This is a genomic window from Lentzea aerocolonigenes, assembly GCF_000974445.1.
Lineage (GTDB): Bacteria > Actinomycetota > Actinomycetes > Mycobacteriales > Pseudonocardiaceae > Lentzea > Lentzea aerocolonigenes.
The window spans coordinates 136618-152988 of sequence record NZ_BBOJ01000011.1 but is presented as its reverse complement, the minus strand read 5'-3'; the positions used below and the strand labels follow the sequence as shown (position 1 = coordinate 152988).

Here is a 16371-nt window from a genome sequence, read left to right as displayed (position 1 = left end):
AAGCGGTTGCCGACGACGGCCCGGCGAGTTCCGAAGCTAAAGACCGAGGCGCTGCTGCTCGGCCTGCACCACTCGCTGTTCCACCGACACGGCCGAGTCCAGTGCGCTCGCGTGTGAGTGCTTCGTGTCGCTTTCGCGCGCGTAGTGGTCGAACAGCAGGGTCTTGTGGTCACGGATCTCCTGCACCCGCGCGTCCACGCTGTCCTTGACCAGCAACCGGTGCACGTGGACCTTGCGGACCTGGCCCATCCGGTGGCAACGGGCGATCGCCTGGTCCTCCGTGCTCGGCTTCCACTGCGGCTCGGCGATGATCACCACGGACGCGGCCTGGATGTTGAGGCCCACGCCGCCTGCCTCGATCTGGGCCGCCAGCACCGCGTGGCCCTCGCGCGCCGTGAACGCGTCCACCAGTTGCTGACGGGCCTGCGCCGACGTCGCGCCGGTCAGTGGGCCGAAGACTTCGACGTGGTCCGCGACCGTGTCCAGCACGTCGTGGAAGTACGAGAACACCACGACTTTCCAGCCGTTGTCCTTCGACTCCTCGATGATCTCCAGCAGGCGCTCCAGCTTCGCGGAGCCGCGGGGCGTGCCGGGCGTGTAGGCGGCGCGGCGCATCGCCATCAGGTTGCCCTCGCGCACCGCGTCGCGGTACGCGCGCCGGTCCTGCCTGCCGAACTCGACCCAGTCCTCCACCTCCAGCAGCTCGGGCAACTCCCCCAGCACGTCCTCCTGGTTGCGCCGCAGGTACACCGGTGCGACGACACGCCGGAACGCCTTCGCTCCCACCACCGCGTCGATCGCGCCCGTGCGGGCCGCGACGCTCGGCTGGAGGTAGGCGACCAGGTTGCGGAACTCCTCGACGCGGTTCTCCATCGGCGTGCCGGTGAGGAGCACGGCCCGCTCCGCGCGTTGCACGATGGTGTTGACCGCCTGCGAGCGTTGCGTGTCCGGGTTCTTCACGTAGTGCGCCTCGTCGACCACGACCATCGTCGGGCGGAACCTCTTCGGCAGCACCAGTTTCGGCAACGTGCCGAAGGTCGTCACGCCGACGCCGCCCTGCGCCAGCCACTCGCTGACGGCGCCGTCGCGGCCCGCGCCGTGCATCCGGTGCGGAACGAGGTCGCTGTGCCTGGCGATCTCGTTGACCCAGTTGACGACGACGCTCGCCGGGCAGACCACCAGGAACCCGCGCCGCCCCTCGGCGGCGAGGCTGGCCATCACCGCGACGGCCTCGATCGTCTTGCCCAGTCCCATCTCGTCGCCGATGATGACGCGTTTGCGGGCCAGCGCGAACTTGGCGCCGAACACCTGGTAGCCGCGCAGCGACACCTTCAGCAGACTCGTGTCCAGCGGGGTCGCGTCGACCTCGTGCTCGATGTCGGCCGGGACGAAACCCTTGGCGGCACTGCGATCCGGCACCGCGTCCGCACCGGCGACGTCGGCGAGGAGCGTGTTGTAGGCAGCCGCGTCGAGCTCGTAGTCGCGCCACAACGCGCGGTGGTCCAGGTCCGGCACGCGCAACTGCTTGCCCACCGCGCGCAACGCCGCCACGTCACGGCTGGCCAGCAGTGCGTCGAGCCGCTCGAGCGAGTCGACGGCGGCCTGGCGCTTCTTCCGCGACGAGAAGAACATCCACACCCGGCTCCGGGCGCGGGACGCGGCACGCAGGTCGGCGTCGACCCTGCCCAGCACGTCCGCGAGCGGCTCGAGCAACGGCCCGACGAGCTGGTTCGCCCTGCGCAGCTTGGACATCAGCTGCAGCAGCTCGGTCTGGACGCGGTCGGCGCGGTCGGGGTTCAGCCGGACCGTCGTCTCACGCGCGACACCCTCGACGACCGCACGGGCGACCCGCACGATCTGCTCGGCGGACTGCCGGCCGACTCCGTGCACGCGGTCGAGTTCTTCCGGGCGCGCCCCGGCGACGTCGGCGACGGTCCGGTACCCGGCGGCTTTCACCTTGCTCAGCCGCAGGTTCGCCTTCGTGTCGCGCAGCTTGTCCACCGGCATGGCGCGGATCTGGTCGGCCACCAGCGAGTCCCGCACCGCCTGGTACTGCGCGGCGGCGAGCGCGAGCAGCCGTTCCGGTTCCGCGCGCACCCCTGCCGCTTCGGCGCGGAACGCCTTCGCCGCGGCCAGCACCGCGCGAGCACGCCTACCGACCTTCGACGAGTCGTCCACCCGTGTCCTTCCGTCAGGCGGTCAGAGAGTACCGAAACGCGGTGATCACGAGCCGGGGAACAGGTGTCCGAGCCGGTAGTCGATGATCCGCGTCGCCTGCTTCATGTCGTAGGCGTCGACCAGGATCGCGCTGAGCAGGCCCGCGGTCATGGTCGCGAGCGCGTCGGCCTCCAGCCCGGCGTCGAGGTGCGCGGGAACCCTGCCGCGCTGCCGGCCCTGGTCCAGCTGGTCGGTGAGCAGGCGCACGAGGTGCGGCAGCATGGCCTGCTGATCGGGAGCCTGGCCGCCGCGGGTGACGTCGACGGCGAAGTAGGCGATCTGCACCGCGCACAGCATGCGGCTGCGCTCGTCGGTCGGGAGCACGGCGAACAGGCACGCGCGGATGACGGCGCGTTCGTCGCCGGTCCGCATCGCCTCGGCGATGTCTCGCCCTGACCGCTCGGCACTCAGTTCCGCGATGCGTTGCCAGGCGTACCGCAGCATCTGCTCCTTGGTCGGGAAGTAGTACTGCACCTGGAACATCGAGATGCCGGCCTCCGCCGCGACGGCCCGCAGCGTCACTGCCTGAAGGCCCTGCGTCGCCGCGATCCGGAAGAGCGCCTCCGTGATCTCCCGTCTTCTCTCGTCGTGGTCAACGCGTTTCGGCACGAGATCACTGTGCCACACCGACTCTGTTGGCCGGGCGGGCCGGCTGCTATAACATTGCATCTGCATTGGAAAAAGTGCTGGGGGTCGAGATGCTCGGAAAGTTCGTGGATCAGAAGGCGCAGGAGAAGTACTTCGCCACGTACGACGCGATCCTGCGGAAGTGGCCGGTTCCGTCCGAGGAGCTGGACGTCGAGACGCGGTTCGGGCCGACCCACGTCCGCCGTAGCGGAACCGGACAGGGCACGCCGATCGTGCTGCTGCACGGTGTCATGGGCACGTCGTTGTCCTGGTACCCCTTCGTCGCCGAACTGGCCGCGCGGCACACGGTGTACGCGGTGGACACGATCGGCGAACCGGGCCGCTCGGTCCAGACGCGTCCCGTGCAGAGCGGCCAGGACCAGGCGGACTGGCTCGCCGACGTGCTCGCGGGCCTGAGTCACGAGAAGTTCCACCTGGTCGGGATCTCCCGCGGCGCCTGGCTGGCGCTGGACCTCGCCACGCGTTCCGGCGACCGGATCTCGAGCGTGATCGCCATCGAACCAGGGGGCTTCGGGACCATCGGGCCGCGGTTCGTCCTCTGGAGCTTCGGCCAGATGTTCCGCTGGCTGCTACCGGCGCCGATCCTGCGCCGGATCTTCTCCGGAGATCCCTACGCGCGCCGCACCCTGGCCCCGCTGGTGATCCGCGGGCTCAAGTACAAACCGCACTTCCCGCCGCAGCACGTGTTCACCGACGACGAACTGCGCGCGATCGACGTGCCCGTCCACTTCGTGCTCGCCGAACGCAACGGCGTCTTCAACGCGCGCGAGCTCGCTGCCCGCGTCGAGGCACTCAATCCCCGCCTCCACGCGGAGATCGTGCCGAAGACCACCCACGCGCTGCCCCTGGAGGAACCAGAGCTCGTGATCTCCCGGATCCTCACCCTCGTCGCGGAGAATAGTCGTTTGACGGAGTGAGCGCTCACTCCGCATCATGGGTGCATGACACCAACAGCCGAAACCCGGCGAAGAGCACCCAGCATGAGCGCGGAGGACCGGCGCGCCATGATCGTGCACGCCGTGCTGCCGCTCCTGATCGAGCACGGCGCGAACGTGACGAGCAGCCAGATCGCCCGCGCCGCCGGCATCGGCGAGGGCACCATCTTCCGCGCGTTCAAGGACAAGGACGAGCTGTTCGACGCCTGCACGGCCGAGGCGCTCAGGCCCGATCACGTGCTCGACGCGATCGCCGAGATCCCCCTCGACCAGCCCCTGGAAGACCGGCTCGTCGAAGCCGCCGAAGCGCTCGGTGCCCATCTTGAACGGATGGGCGCGCTGATGGGAGCGCTGCACGCGTCCGGCCGGATCAAGCGCCGCGACCCCGAACGCAAGGGCGGCCGCCGCGAGTCGATGGCCGCCATCCGAGCGGCAATGGTCGAGCTGTTCACGCCGGAGCAGGATCGGCTGCGACTGCCGCCCGAGCAGCTCGCCGGTCTCTTCCTGACCCTGCTGTTCGGCGGCCGCCGAATGGCGTCGGACGACGCGCCCACCACGCGCCAGGTGGTCGACTTCTTCCTCCACGGCGCCGTGGAGGCCGGATGAACCCGGACGGTGTGGAGTTCATGCTGGGCCGGCGCGGTCGTCGGCGGCGTGCGGCCACCGTGCCGGACAGCGGGCTCACCGGACCGGTCGACATTCCCGAGGCGAAGCCGGAGGACGGACCGCGGGACCTGCGTTCCCGGCTGAAGCGCGCGAGGACGTCCGTGGCGGGGACCGTCCGCGGCCTGCCGAAGGTCGCGAAGCTGACGTGGCAGGCCAGCCCGGCACTGACGGTCGTCCTGACGCTGATCACGCTCCTGTCGGGCCTCCTGCCGACCGTGACCGCGTACATCGCGAAGCTGCTGCTGGACTCCGTCGTCGCGGCGATCCAGCACACCGGCACCACCGGCGACATCGCGCGGATCGCGTTGCTCCAGTTCGGCGTGCTCGCCGCGATCGCGATCAGCAGCGCGCTGACGTCGATCGCGCAGTCGCTGCTGCAGGAACGCATGACGCTGACCATCCGCCACCAGGTGATGGCGCACGCCAGCGAACTGCACCTCGCGTACTTCGAGGGCTCGACGTCGTACGACATGCTGCGCCAGGCCGCGCAGGAAGCACCGACGCGGCCGCTGTCGATGATGAACTCCGCCCTGGGCCTCCTGCGCACGCTGATCACGTTCGGCAGCATGGTCGCGCTGCTCGTCTCGATCAGCCCGGTGCTGGCCCTGGTCGCACTGCTGGCGCCGATCCCGGCGTTCATCTCCCAGTCGAAGTACGGCACGCGCGCGTTCTGGCTGACGTTCATGATGTCGCCGATCAAGCGCCGGATGGACTACCTGTCCTCTTTGGTCACGACGGACACCTACGCCAAGGAGACGAAGCTGTTCGGGCTCGGCCCGTACTTCGTCGACCGGTTCCGCCGGCTCGGCACCGTCTCCTACGAGCGGCAGCGCAAGCTCACGATCAACCGCAACATCAGCTCGACCTCCTGGGGACTGCTGAGCACGTTCGCGGGTTCGGCGATCACCCTGTACATCGCGCTGGAAGCGGTCGGCGGACGACTCACGCTCGGAGACCTCGCGCTGTACACGGCCGCCGCGGCGTCCGTGCAGACGTCCGTGTCCGGTCTCTTCACGGCCTTTTCGGGGATGTACGAGAACAACCTCTACCTCGACACGTTGTACCGGTTCCTCGCCACCAAGCCGGAGATCACGGCACCGGCGTCGCCACGCCCAATGCCGTCCACAGTGGAGGGACACATCGAGTTCGACTCGGTGACCTTCAGCTACCCCGGCGCCGAGGAGCCCGCGCTCGACGACGTGAGCTTCGAGATCCGCCCCGGCGAGACGGTCGCGGTGGTGGGCCGCAACGGCGCGGGCAAGTCGACGTTGTTCAAGCTGCTCTGCCGGCTCTACGACCCGACCGGCGGCCGCATCCTGCTCGACGGCGTGGACATTCGGGAGTACGACCCCGTGGAGCTGCGCACGCGGATCAGCGCGATGTTCCAGGACTACGTGACGTACCAGGGCACCGCCGCGGAGAACATCGGCCTGGGCGACCTGACCCGGCTCGAAGACCGGCCGCACATCGAGGACTCGGCCCGCCGCGCCGGCGCCGACGAGAGGATCGAGCGACTCCCCCAGGGCTACGACAGCCCGCTGGGCCGCTGGTTCGACCAGGGCGTCAGCCTGTCCGGCGGCGAGTGGCAGAAGATCGCGCTGGCCAGGGCGTTCCAGCGGGAGGCACCGATCCTGGTGCTCGACGAGCCGACGTCGGCGCTGGACGCGCAGGCGGAGCACGACCTGTTCGCGCGGCTGCGGGAACTGTCGGAGGGCCGCACGACGCTGTACATCTCGCACCGGTTCTCGACCGTGCGGCAGGCGGAGCGGATCCTGCTGCTGGAGCACGGGAAGGTCGCCGAGTACGGGACGCACGAGGAGCTGATGGCGGCCGGGGCCGGATACGCCGAGCTGTTCACGTTGCAGGCCAAGGCCTACCTCGACGAGGTGCCCAGCGGCGGCGACGGGAATCAGCGCCGCAGCTCCTCGGCGTCGATCGGCAGGTAGGTCTGCTCCTGCAGGTAGTGCTCCAGCCGGTCGGCGACCTTGCGCTGCCAGCGCTCGACGTTGCCGTACAGCTGCTCGAACCTGGCGGGGTCGAAGGGGATCTCGTTGCCGTGGTACCAGCTGGGGCGCCCGAGCGGGGTCGCCGCGGTCAGCGTGGACGTCGGCACGTCGACGTGGGTGGTCCGCCAGCCACCGAGCGCGTTGCCGTGCTCGTCGCGCAGGATCTCGTCGGTGTCCCCCTCGGTGGCGAGCACCATGCTCGGCGCGGGCGCTCGTCCGGTGTCCGACCAGTCCAGCAGCGCCTGCCACAACGCGTGGTACACGTGGCTGTTCGGAAAGGTGCTCCACCGAGCACCCGCGGGGAGCGGGCACCTGGCGAGCCGCTCGCGGTCGGCGGCGGACATCTCACGGGTCTCCCGGTGCGCCATGCCGGCCACCTCGTACAGGCGGAAGCTCGGGCTGTCGGCACGGCGGTGGCTCAGGCCGCGCACCTGCCCGCCGACTCCGCAGCGGCGGCGGACGCTCTGGAACTCGGCCTCACCGAGCACCTCGATGACGGGGACGTCGATGTCGGGCAGGGCGGGACCACCGGACGCTCCCGGCAGGTACCCGTCGAAGGCGGGCGCACCGCCGGTGAGCCGCAGCCGGTCGTGGTGGTGGCGGATGAACTCGCGCACCACGCCGCCGGTCTGGGAGATGCCGCCGAGGAACACCTTGCGCGCCTTGATTCCGGTGCCGGGCAGGCCTTCTCGCAGCGCGGCGGAGACCTGGGCGAGGATCTCCGGCGACTGCGGTGTCGCGTCCCACCACTGCCGCATGAACCTGTCGTACTCCGCCACCACCTCGGCGTAGTCCGCGTCGGGCGAGAACGGGATGGTGGCGGCGAACTGCTGGGAGAGCGGGCTTTCCGCGAACGTGAACGACCGGTAGCGGTCCGGGTCGGCGCCCGCGACCAGTCCCATCGCGGAGGGGGCCTGCGAGTCGATCTCGACCCAGACGTGGTTGCCCCGCATGACGAACCGGTTGATCGCGCGCCACACCGAGGTACCACCCCAGATGTGGCTGGCCTCGGCGATCACGGTGCCGCTGAAGCGCGCGAGGTCGGCAGGACGGCGAATCAGAATCCTGGTGCCGTAAGGAGTTCCGGCAGCACTGCCGGACACGAGGTACTCCTCCTGAACGTAGTCGTACCGCGCCATCCGGTCGGTGCCGTACGGCTCCAGCACGACCGCGCGGGAACCGGGGACGTCGGGGTGCGGGCCGGTGGTGGTGGCCGCGATGACGGACATGCAGGTCCTCTCGTGAAGTGCCGTCACAGGGAAGGTGCGGCGTCGAGCAGGGTTCGGGTGTAGGGCTGCTGCGGGGAGTCGAAGACGTCGTCGCGGCTGCCGAACTCGACCAGCGCGCCGGCCCGCATCACGGCGACCTGGTCGCTGATGAACTCGACGACCGCCATGTCGTGCGAGACGAACAGCATCGCGAACTTCCGCGCCTGCTGGATGTCCTTGAACAGGTTCAGGATCTGCGCCTGGACCGAGACGTCGAGGGCCGAGACGGGTTCGTCGGCGACGAGGAGGTCCGGTTCGAGCGCCAGCGCCCTGGCGATGGAGATGCGCTGGCGCTGGCCACCGGAGAACTCGTGCGGCAGCCGGACGAGACTTCCGCGGGCGAGCCCGACCTCGTCGGCGAGCGCGGCCGCGCGGTGCCGCCGTTGCGAGCGGGTGTGCAGGCCCTGCGCCCGGAACGGTTCGACGAGCAGGTCCTCCAGGGTCATCCGGGGGTTGAGCGAGTTGGACGAGTCCTGGAAGACCATCTGCATCGTCCGCCGGAACGTGCGCATCTTGCCGGGGGTCAACGAAGCGAGGGGCTGCCCTTGCACCGTCACCCTGCCGCGGTCGGGGGACAGCAGGCCGATCGCCATGCGGCCGAGCGTCGACTTGCCACTGCCCGACTCCCCCACCAGGCCGACCGTCTCACCGGCGTGCACGCGCAGGCTCACCGACGTGACGGCGGCCGTGCGACGGCGCGCGAAGAACGGACCGGCGGAGAAGTCCTTGCCCACGCCGTCGAGGTCCAGCACCACGGTCATCGCGCACCTCCTGCCATCGCACGGGTCTGTTCGAGCACCGCGCCGTCGATCGTGGGAAGCCGGTCGGGACGACGGCCGAGCCGGGGCGCCGCGTCGATCAGCGCACGGGTGTAGGGGTGCTCGGGCCTGTCGACGACCTGCGCGGTCGGGCCCTGTTCGACGACCCGTCCGTCGTACATCACCAGCACCTCGTCGCTGTGGCGGGCGACCAGCCCGAGGTCGTGGCTGATCAGCACGAGTGCGAGGTCGAGCTGCTCGCGCAGCCGCACGAGCAGTCCCAGGATCTGTTGCTGCACGGTGGGATCGAGCGCCGTCGTCGGTTCGTCGGCCAGCAGCAACCGGGGCCGGCACGAGATCGCCATCGCGATCATGACGCGCTGGCGCATGCCGCCGGACAGCTCGTGCACGTACGCGTCGAGCACCTTCCGTTCCCTGCCCAGGCCGACCTGCTCCAGCAGTTCGAGGGCCTGGTCGCGGGCTTCCCGGCGGCCCAGACCGAGGTGGTGGCGCAACGGGCGGATCATCTGGGTGCCGATGCGCAGCAACGGGTGCAGGGCGCTCATCGGTTCCTGGAACACGTAACCGATCTCCGCTCCCCCACGGGCACGTCGTCGTTTCGCCGGCTCGCCGAGCAGCTCCGTTCCGTCGAAGAACACCGAGCCCTCCGCGGTGATCTGCGGTGGCAGGATGCCCATGACGGCGGCGGCGGTGATGCTCTTGCCCGAGCCGGACTCGCCGACGACCGCGAGCGTCCGGCCGCGGTGGACCTCGAAACCGACCTCCTGCACCAGCGGGAGATCCCCGATGCGCGCGGAGAGCCCGGAAACGCGCAGCAGTGGCTCTGTTGTGGTGTGCACGCCGACTCCTCAGTAGCGGATGCGCGGGTCGAGCAGCGAATAGAGCAGGTCGATCAGCAGGTTCAGCAGGACGTAGACCACGGCGATGAAGAAGATGCAGCCCTCGATGACGGGGTAGTCGCGGCGTTGCACCGCGGTCAGCAGGAGCTGTCCCAGGCCGGGGACGGAGAAGACGGACTCGGTGACCACGGCCCCGCCCATCAACGAGCCGGTGGTCAGGCCGACGACGGTCACCATCGGCACCACGGCCGCGCGGAAGACGTACTTCCGGATCACCATGCGTTCGGGCAGCCCCATCGACCGTGCGGTGGTCACGAACGGCTGGTGCAGCGAGTCCAGCACGCCCGCCCGGCTGTAGCGGAACAACGTGGCCGCCTCCACCAGTCCCAGCGAGATCGCGGGCAGCGCCAGGTGGTGCAGGAACAGCACCGGGTCCTCGCTGAACGGGACGTACCCGGCGACCGGGAAGACCTGCCAGACCACGCCGAACACCGCGATCAGCAGGACGGCGAGCCAGAAGCTGGGCACCGCGATGCCGATCGACGAGCCGAAGACCAGCACCCGGTCGAGAAGGCCGTGCCTGCGGGTACCCGCGGCGATGCCGAGGAAAGGGCCGATCAGCAGCGCCACGGTGAGCGCGAGCACGGTGAGCTGCACCGTCACCTGCGCGTGCTCGAACACCAGCCCGGACACCCTGAGCTCGGCGAACAGCGAGTCGCCGAAGTCGAGCCGCACGACCCTGCCGAGCCAGCCGAGGAACTGGTCCCACAGCGAGGCGTCCAGTCCGAGCCTGCCGCGGACCTCCGCGATCTCTTCCGTGGTCGCGGAATCGCCCGCGATGGCCGCCGCCGGGTCGCCAGGTGCCAGCCGCAGCATCACGAACAGCAGCACCATCGGGACGGCGACGGTGGGCAGGAGCGCGCCGAGGCGCTTGAGGAGGTAGTTGGTCACGGGGTTCTCACTTCCTCGCCGACCGGGGGTCGAACACGTCGCGGAGGCCGTCGCCGAGCAGCACGAGCCCGAGCACCGTCGTCACGATGGCGAGGCCCGGGAACACCCCGATCCACCAGGCCGAGTAGAAGTACTGCTGGGCCGCCGACAGGCTCGTGCCCCAGCTCGGCACGTCCGGAGGCAGCCCGATGCCGAGGAAGCTCAGCGCCGCCACGGACAGCACAGTCACCGAGAACGCCAGCGCGGCCTGCACGATCGTCACCGACAGCGCCTCGGGTGCGACATAACGGAGCAGCACCCAGCTCGTGCGGGACCCGAGCGAGCGCGTCGACTCGACCATCGGCATCGCCTTCACCGCGAGCGCCGCACCCCGCACGACTCGAGTGACCATCGGGATCAGCACGACGGTGAGCCCGGTGATCATCGTGGCGACGCCGTCGCCGAGCACGCCGACCAGACTGATCACCAGCACGATCGACGGGAACGACATCAGTCCGTCCACCACCCGCATCACGACGGCGTCGACCCAGCGGAAGTACCCGCACGCAACGCCGAGCACGTAGCCCGTCACGACGGCGAGCGCGGTCGTCACGGCGCCGATGGCCAGTGACGTGCGGGCGCCGTGGACCACCATCGTCCAGAGGTCCCTGCCCTTCTCGTCCGTGCCGAACCAGTGGCTCGCGCTGGGCGGGCGCAACGTGATCGTGGGATCGACGCGGTAGGGGTCACCACCGAGCAGCGGGGCCAGCACGGCGAGGGCGATCATCAGTCCGAGCAGCGCCGCCCCCGCCATCGCGGTCCGATCGCGCACCAGGTCTTGGAAACGTTGTCGCAGCATGGGATTTCCTTCGTACGAGGCGAGCTAGCGGCCGAGCCAGACGTTGTAGAAGCCGCGGACCGTGCCGAGCGCCGGCGTGAACCCGCCGACCCGCGTGCTGGTGACGGCGAGGTTCCCCTCGAAGCCGAGCTTCACGAACGGCAGGTCGGTCCACACGAGCTCCTGCAGCTCGGTCCACGCGGCCTGCCGGGCGGGTGCGTCCGCGCCGGAGAGGATGCGGTTCATCAGCGCGTTCTTCGCCGGGGTGTTCCACCAGCCGGGGAAACCGGAGCTGAGGAACACCACCGTCAACGGGTCCGAGTAGCTGGTGCCGGTGGCGAGGAACAGGTCCCACTGCGCCGGGTCCGCGCGGCGGGCGGTGAAGCTGGTCTCGTCGGTGGCCAGCAGGGTGACGTTGATCCCCGCGGCGGCGAGCTGCTGGCGGACCAGTTCGGCGTGCGGATCACGGCTGGGCCGGTACAGGATCCGCAACGGCGTGCCGTCGTAACCCGCCTCTGCCAACGCTTTCCGCGCGCCCTCGACGTCCGGGGCCGCCCGGTAGACCTCGCTTCCTGCGGTCGAGTGCCACGGCGAGGTCTTCAGGAACATGCTGGAGTCGTCGATGAAGCTCTCGGTCGAGCCGAGGCTCTGCAGGGCGATCTGCGCCGGGTCGAGTGCCCGCTGAACCGCCTGGCGCAGCTCGAGGTTCGTCGCGGGCCCCTGCTTGAGGTTGAACTGCACGAGCCGGAACTGGCCGCCCGGCACGACGACCGGGTTCAACAGTCCGTCACGCCGGTAGCTCGGCAGCTGGTCCATGAGCGGACCGGACAGGGCGATGTCCACGGCGTCGGTCCTGAGCTGGTTGAGGACGTTGGACTCGTTGTAGGGGATGAACTTCACGCGGTCGGCGTAGGCGTTCTTCGCCCCGCTGGCCCCGTCCGGCGGTTCGGTGCGCGCCCGGTACCCGTCGAAGCGGTCGAGAACCACCCGCCGGTCCGGTACGAACTCGCGCAGCTTGTACGGTCCGGTGCAGATGATGCGCGGGAGGGGCTTCTTCGCCGGCACGTCGGCCACGAGTGACGCGGGCATGACGTAGGCGGCGGTGTCCGGAGTGGACAGCAGCGCGGGAACCGCGGAGCTGGGCTGCTTGAGCCTGATGACCACCGTCAGGTCATCGGCCGCGGACACCTCGTCGAGGATCTTGCCGAAGGTCGCGCCGGGACTGCTTTCCGCGTACCGGCGCAGAGATGCCGCGACGTCGTCCGCCCGCAACGGTTGACCGTCGTGGAACGTGACTCCCCCGCGCAGGCGGACCGTGTAGGTGGTGGCGCCGTCGTACCGGTAGTCCTCGGCCAGCCCGTTGTGCACGCCCATGCGGGAGTCGTTCTCCCACAGCCCCTCACACATGGTCGCGGCGGCGGACCAGTTGCTCCGCAGCGTCGAGTACACGGGATCCAGCGCGGTGGGCATGCCCGCGACCACCAGCTCCCCGCCGCGGCGAGGAGTCGCTGTGTCCACAGTGGCTCGTGCGGTGCATCCGGCCACTGTGGACACCACGAGTGCTGCGGCGAGCAGCTGGCGAGGCGTCTTCATCGGCACTCCTGGGGGGACGTCGGGCGGCGAGTGGCGCCAAGTATGCGTCCGTCCCCGTCCGGGAGCGCCCGGAGTTACCGCGGGTGCGGTAATGGTCAGCCGACGATGCCGGCGACCAGGTCGTAGCCGATTCCGTAGAGCCTGCTGGTCTGGATGCGGTGCTGGACGGTGCGCCCGTGCCGTGCGGACACGACCAGTCCCGCCTCACGCAGGCGCCGCAGGTGCCGGGACACCTGGGGCTGCGTCATCCCGGTCCGCCAGGCCAGCTCGGTGGTGGTGCACTGCTCGTTGATCAGGTGCCGGCAGATCTCCAGCCGCCCGGCGTCGGTGAGCACGAGCATCCGCTCCCGGATCTTGTCGAGGGTGTCGGCGCCCCTCGGCCCGTGCTGCTCCGCCGGGTACTGGACGACGACGGGCGGCTGTTGCTGCGACGGCCAGCCCTTCACCTTCTCGGCCTTGACCAGCAGGTGCGGGTGCGCGAAGTGGGACGGCACCAGCACCAGCCCGCGGCCGCGCACCGGCACCGCCGCCTGCTGGAGCTTGCTGAACTCGACCGTGTGCTCCGCGACGTCGATGACGGAGTTCGGCGCGAGCGACCCCACGACCAGAGGCAGCGGCTCCGTCCGCAACGACGCCTCGACCCGTTCGACCGACCGCTGGAGAGCAGGCTGGAGCCTGCGCCACAGCACTCCGAAGAAGGTCTCCGACGCCACGTGCAGCAGCCCGATCAACCGGCCGCGCAACCGTTCCGGATCCGCCACCAGCTCGGCGGCCAGCACACCGCGCCGCGTGGACCGCTCCCCGCACGCCCGGACGAAGGCCTGTGCATCGGCGGCATCGTGCAGCGGCCAGCCGAAGTTCTGCCGGAGCCCGAAGATCGCCATGCCGGCCATCTGGATGAACACGCCGATGTCGAGGCCGGAGATCTCAGCGAGTTCGGAGTCCAGGTCGCCGGAACCTCCTTGCGTCAGCGGCAACATCAGCCGGGTGCGGAACCGGGCCCACAGCGGCGCGAACGCGACGAGGTCCGCCGCCGCCGGTTCGGGCAGGTCGGTGAGCACCCGCCGCACCCACGGACCCCGGTCGGGGTGGTGCTCCGGTTCCGCGAGCACGTGCAGGCACGCCATCAGCTCGGCGGCCGCCGAACAGCGCGCCGACACCTCGGCCGGCCGCACGCCGTGCAGTCGCAGGAGGACGGACATGGCGGACGAGTGTAGACGTCAGGCCAGGAAATCCGGGGTGACCGCAGTGGCGGTCGTACCGGATCCGGGTGAGGGAACGTGTCGCTTCAGCTGTGGACACCCGCGTTCGGGCCGGCCGAATGACGTCCGGATCAGGCGTCGCGGTGCCGGCTTCAGCGACACGTCGGGCCCCTCGGGACCACCGCCGCTGTGCCGGCCCTGCTCGGCGACAGGCGCTCCAACCGCGAATGAGGGAGACCGGCGACCAAGACCGCGATACTTCTGGCATGACAGCAAAAGCGGGCGCGGTCGTCACCGGCGCCGGGCGTGGCGTGGGCAAGCTGGTCGCGAAGATGCTCGTCGAGCGCGGCTACACGGTGCTGGTCACCGACGTCGACGAAGCAACCGCCACCGCGACCGCCGCCGAGATCGGTGCGATCGCGCGGGTGCTCGACGTGCGGGACGACGTGGCCGTGCAAGCCGCGCGCGACGACATCGTCGCCCAGGCGGGCCGGCTCGACGTCTGGGTCAACAACGCCGGTGTTCTGGTGACCGGGCCCGCGTGGGAGCAGGACGCCGCCACCCGCGGGCTGATGATCGAGGTCAACGCCGTCGGGACCATCAACGGAACGGTCGCCGCGATCCAGGCCATGCGCGGTCACGGCGGGCACGTCGTGAACATCGTGTCCCTCGCCGGGATCACGGCCGTCGCGGGCGAGGCGGTGTACGCCGCTTCCAAGCACGCGGCCATCGGCTTCAGCCTCAGCACCCTCGCCGATCTCCGGCTGGCGGGAGTCCGCAACATCGACATCTCCTGCGTCTGCCCGGACGGCATCTGGACGCCGATGCTGCACGACAAGCTCGACGATCCGGCGGCCGCGCTGTCGTTCTCCGGCACGTTGCTGCAACCCGCCGACATCGCGGGAGCCGTCGCCGCCGTGCTCGGCAAACCCAAACCGGTCACCACCATCCCGCGGTGGCGTGGAGCGTTGTCCCGGTTCGCGGACACGTTCCCCCGGTTCGGGTTGCGCGCGATTCCGTTCATGGTCGCCCAGGGCCGCCGGACCCAGCGCAAGCTCAGTGACGCGGCGAGCGGTCGCCGAGGAACTCCGCCGGACGGAAGCTGACGAACGCGGCCGGGCCCAGGCCGAGCGACGAGGCGCGGGCCTGCAACCGGCGCGGGTCGGCGAGACCGTCCCAGCGACCCGTCTCGATGCGCTGCTCGACGGTGAGCACCGCCGTGACCAGTTCGGCGGGCGTGAAGGCGCAGTGCCCGGCGTGGTCGGTGTACGCCTGCCGGAGCAGACCGGAAGCACCGCTGTGGCGCACGTCTTCGGCGTACTCCTCCTGGTGCTGCGCCGGAACCAGGCCGTCGTCGGTCGTGTGCATCGTGAGAACCGGCATGGCCAGACGTCCGGTCAGCGTGGACGTCCTGAGCATCCAGTCGTACGCCGCAGGGTCGGCCGTCACGTTCGCGGTGCGCGTCAGCAGGTTCAGGTCGGCGTGCAGATCGACCCCTGCCCGCCCGTACAGCTGCGCCACCTGGGCGAGGCGGCCCGACTCGGCGAGTTGCCTGCCGTAGTTCACGCCCTTGTTCCACGCCGGGTTGCCGCCGGCGCTGCGCTCCACGTCGGCGCGGCCGAGCACGATGAACGGCAGGATCGCGCGCAGGTTCTGGTACTGCCCCGTCACCTGGGCGTCGACGTCGACGGGCTTCGGCTGCCCCGCGACCCACGACGGCTCCTGATAGAGCGCTGTGATCAGGGCGATGCGAGCGCGGCCGGCAGGGGTGGTCCAAGCCTGGTCCAGGGCGGCGATCATGCGGTCCGACGTGGCCGCGGCCTCGGCCGGGCTGGTGAACCGGACGAGCTTGACCTGCTCGCCGGGCAGGAGGAGCTGGGCGAGCGCGTGTGAGCCGTCCAGCTGGTAGTTGTGCAGGTCGATCCCGCCGCCCATCAGGCCGCAGGTCGCGACGGCGCCGTCGAGCCGCCGTCCGCCGCGTTCGGCGAGCTGCCCGGTGACCATGCCGCCGAACGACGTCCCGAGCGCGATGGCGCGGCGAGGCTTGCCGATGATCCCGGAGACCGCCTGGAGCGTGTCGAGACCGTCCTGGGCCGCGGTGTCGGCGACCCATCCCGGCCGTGAGTACGACGAACCGGCCAGCGCGTAGCCGCGAGCCAGCAGGGCCTCCGCGGTGGCCGGGTCGGGGCTGTTGACCGGCGGGTTGACCGGGGTGGGGTTGTAGCCGTGGCTGTAGAGCAGCAGCGTGCCGTTCCAGTTCGCCGGCACGTCGGCGATCCAGGTCGCACCGTTCGGCAGAACCCCGTCGTAGCGGGTCGCCGCTGCGGCTTGGGCCGTGGTGGGCACGAGCCCCAGCACGGCCATCGAGGTGATCACTGTGGCGATGAGCAGTCGTCGGACAGTCTTCACGCAGCACGACGTTAGGCAGATTTCTGACGGCCGTCAATGAA

The 16371-nt window shown here is 70.1% G+C and carries 14 protein-coding genes; 4 read left to right on the top strand and 10 right to left on the bottom strand.

Features of this window, described 5'->3' with window-relative positions; all coding sequences use genetic code 11:
* Positions 1-36: 36 nt before the first annotated feature.
* Both AOM45_RS21995 and AOM45_RS21990 read right to left on the bottom strand, forming a co-directional pair.
* Entirely contained in the window at positions 37-2178 is a 2142-nt protein-coding gene (locus tag AOM45_RS21995; protein WP_030465286.1) for a DEAD/DEAH box helicase, read from the bottom strand.
* A 45-nt stretch (positions 2179-2223) separates the two neighbouring features.
* Positions 2224-2826 (bottom strand): TetR/AcrR family transcriptional regulator, encoded by a 603-nt coding sequence (locus AOM45_RS21990; protein WP_030465285.1) that lies wholly within the window; start codon positions 2824-2826, stop codon positions 2224-2226.
* Positions 2827-2900: 74 nt separating this feature from the next.
* Here AOM45_RS21990 and AOM45_RS21985 point away from each other — a divergent pair, with 74 nt between their 5' ends.
* From AOM45_RS21985 to AOM45_RS21975, 3 genes are all read left to right on the top strand, one after another.
* Positions 2901-3782, top strand: a complete 882-nt coding sequence (locus AOM45_RS21985; RefSeq protein WP_236703801.1) for an alpha/beta fold hydrolase — start codon at positions 2901-2903, stop codon at positions 3780-3782.
* A gap of 63 nt (positions 3783-3845) precedes the next feature.
* The gene (locus tag AOM45_RS21980) at positions 3846-4406 is read left to right on the top strand and encodes a TetR/AcrR family transcriptional regulator (protein WP_030465283.1); all 561 of its coding nucleotides are present in this window, start codon (positions 3846-3848) and stop codon (positions 4404-4406) included.
* Positions 4407-4417: 11 nt separating this feature from the next.
* Positions 4418-6412: an ABC transporter ATP-binding protein gene (locus AOM45_RS21975; protein WP_156093578.1), complete on the top strand. Its 1995-nt coding sequence runs from the start codon at positions 4418-4420 to the stop codon at positions 6410-6412.
* Here the strand turns inward: AOM45_RS21975 and AOM45_RS21970 are convergent.
* The 7 genes from AOM45_RS21970 to AOM45_RS21940 form a co-directional block, all read right to left on the bottom strand.
* On the bottom strand, positions 6376-7701 hold the full coding sequence (locus AOM45_RS21970) for an alpha/beta hydrolase domain-containing protein (protein WP_030465281.1): 1326 nt from the start codon (positions 7699-7701) through the stop codon (positions 6376-6378). The genes AOM45_RS21975 and AOM45_RS21970 overlap by 37 nt on opposite strands.
* Positions 7702-7724: 23 nt before the next feature.
* A complete protein-coding gene (locus AOM45_RS21965; RefSeq protein WP_030465280.1) occupies positions 7725-8501 on the bottom strand; it encodes an ATP-binding cassette domain-containing protein in 777 nt (258 codons plus the stop codon).
* The gene (locus AOM45_RS21960; protein WP_051782764.1) at positions 8498-9358 is read right to left on the bottom strand and encodes an ABC transporter ATP-binding protein; all 861 of its coding nucleotides are present in this window, start codon (positions 9356-9358) and stop codon (positions 8498-8500) included. The genes AOM45_RS21965 and AOM45_RS21960 overlap by 4 nt, the downstream gene beginning before the upstream one ends.
* 9 nt (positions 9359-9367) lie before the next feature.
* On the bottom strand, positions 9368-10309 hold the full coding sequence (locus AOM45_RS21955; protein WP_030465278.1) for an ABC transporter permease: 942 nt from the start codon (positions 10307-10309) through the stop codon (positions 9368-9370).
* A gap of 7 nt (positions 10310-10316) precedes the next feature.
* Positions 10317-11147, bottom strand: coding sequence for an ABC transporter permease (locus tag AOM45_RS21950; protein ID WP_030465277.1), 831 nt, complete (start codon positions 11145-11147; stop codon positions 10317-10319).
* Between the two features lie 24 nt (positions 11148-11171).
* On the bottom strand, positions 11172-12719 hold the full coding sequence (locus AOM45_RS21945; RefSeq protein ID WP_030465276.1) for an ABC transporter substrate-binding protein: 1548 nt from the start codon (positions 12717-12719) through the stop codon (positions 11172-11174).
* Between the two features lie 95 nt (positions 12720-12814).
* A complete protein-coding gene (locus AOM45_RS21940; protein ID WP_030465275.1) occupies positions 12815-13921 on the bottom strand; it encodes an ArsR/SmtB family transcription factor in 1107 nt (368 codons plus the stop codon).
* A 266-nt stretch (positions 13922-14187) separates the two neighbouring features.
* Between AOM45_RS21940 and AOM45_RS21935 the strand changes: the two genes are divergently transcribed.
* Positions 14188-15027 carry an SDR family oxidoreductase gene (locus tag AOM45_RS21935; protein ID WP_030465274.1) on the top strand — a complete coding sequence of 280 codons (840 nt, stop codon included), beginning with the start codon at positions 14188-14190 and terminating at the stop codon, positions 15025-15027.
* Here AOM45_RS21935 and AOM45_RS21930 read toward each other — a convergent pair.
* Positions 14978-16330 (bottom strand): alpha/beta hydrolase, encoded by a 1353-nt coding sequence (locus AOM45_RS21930; protein WP_030465273.1) that lies wholly within the window; start codon positions 16328-16330, stop codon positions 14978-14980. The genes AOM45_RS21935 and AOM45_RS21930 overlap by 50 nt on opposite strands.
* Between the last annotated feature and the right edge of the window lie 41 nt (positions 16331-16371).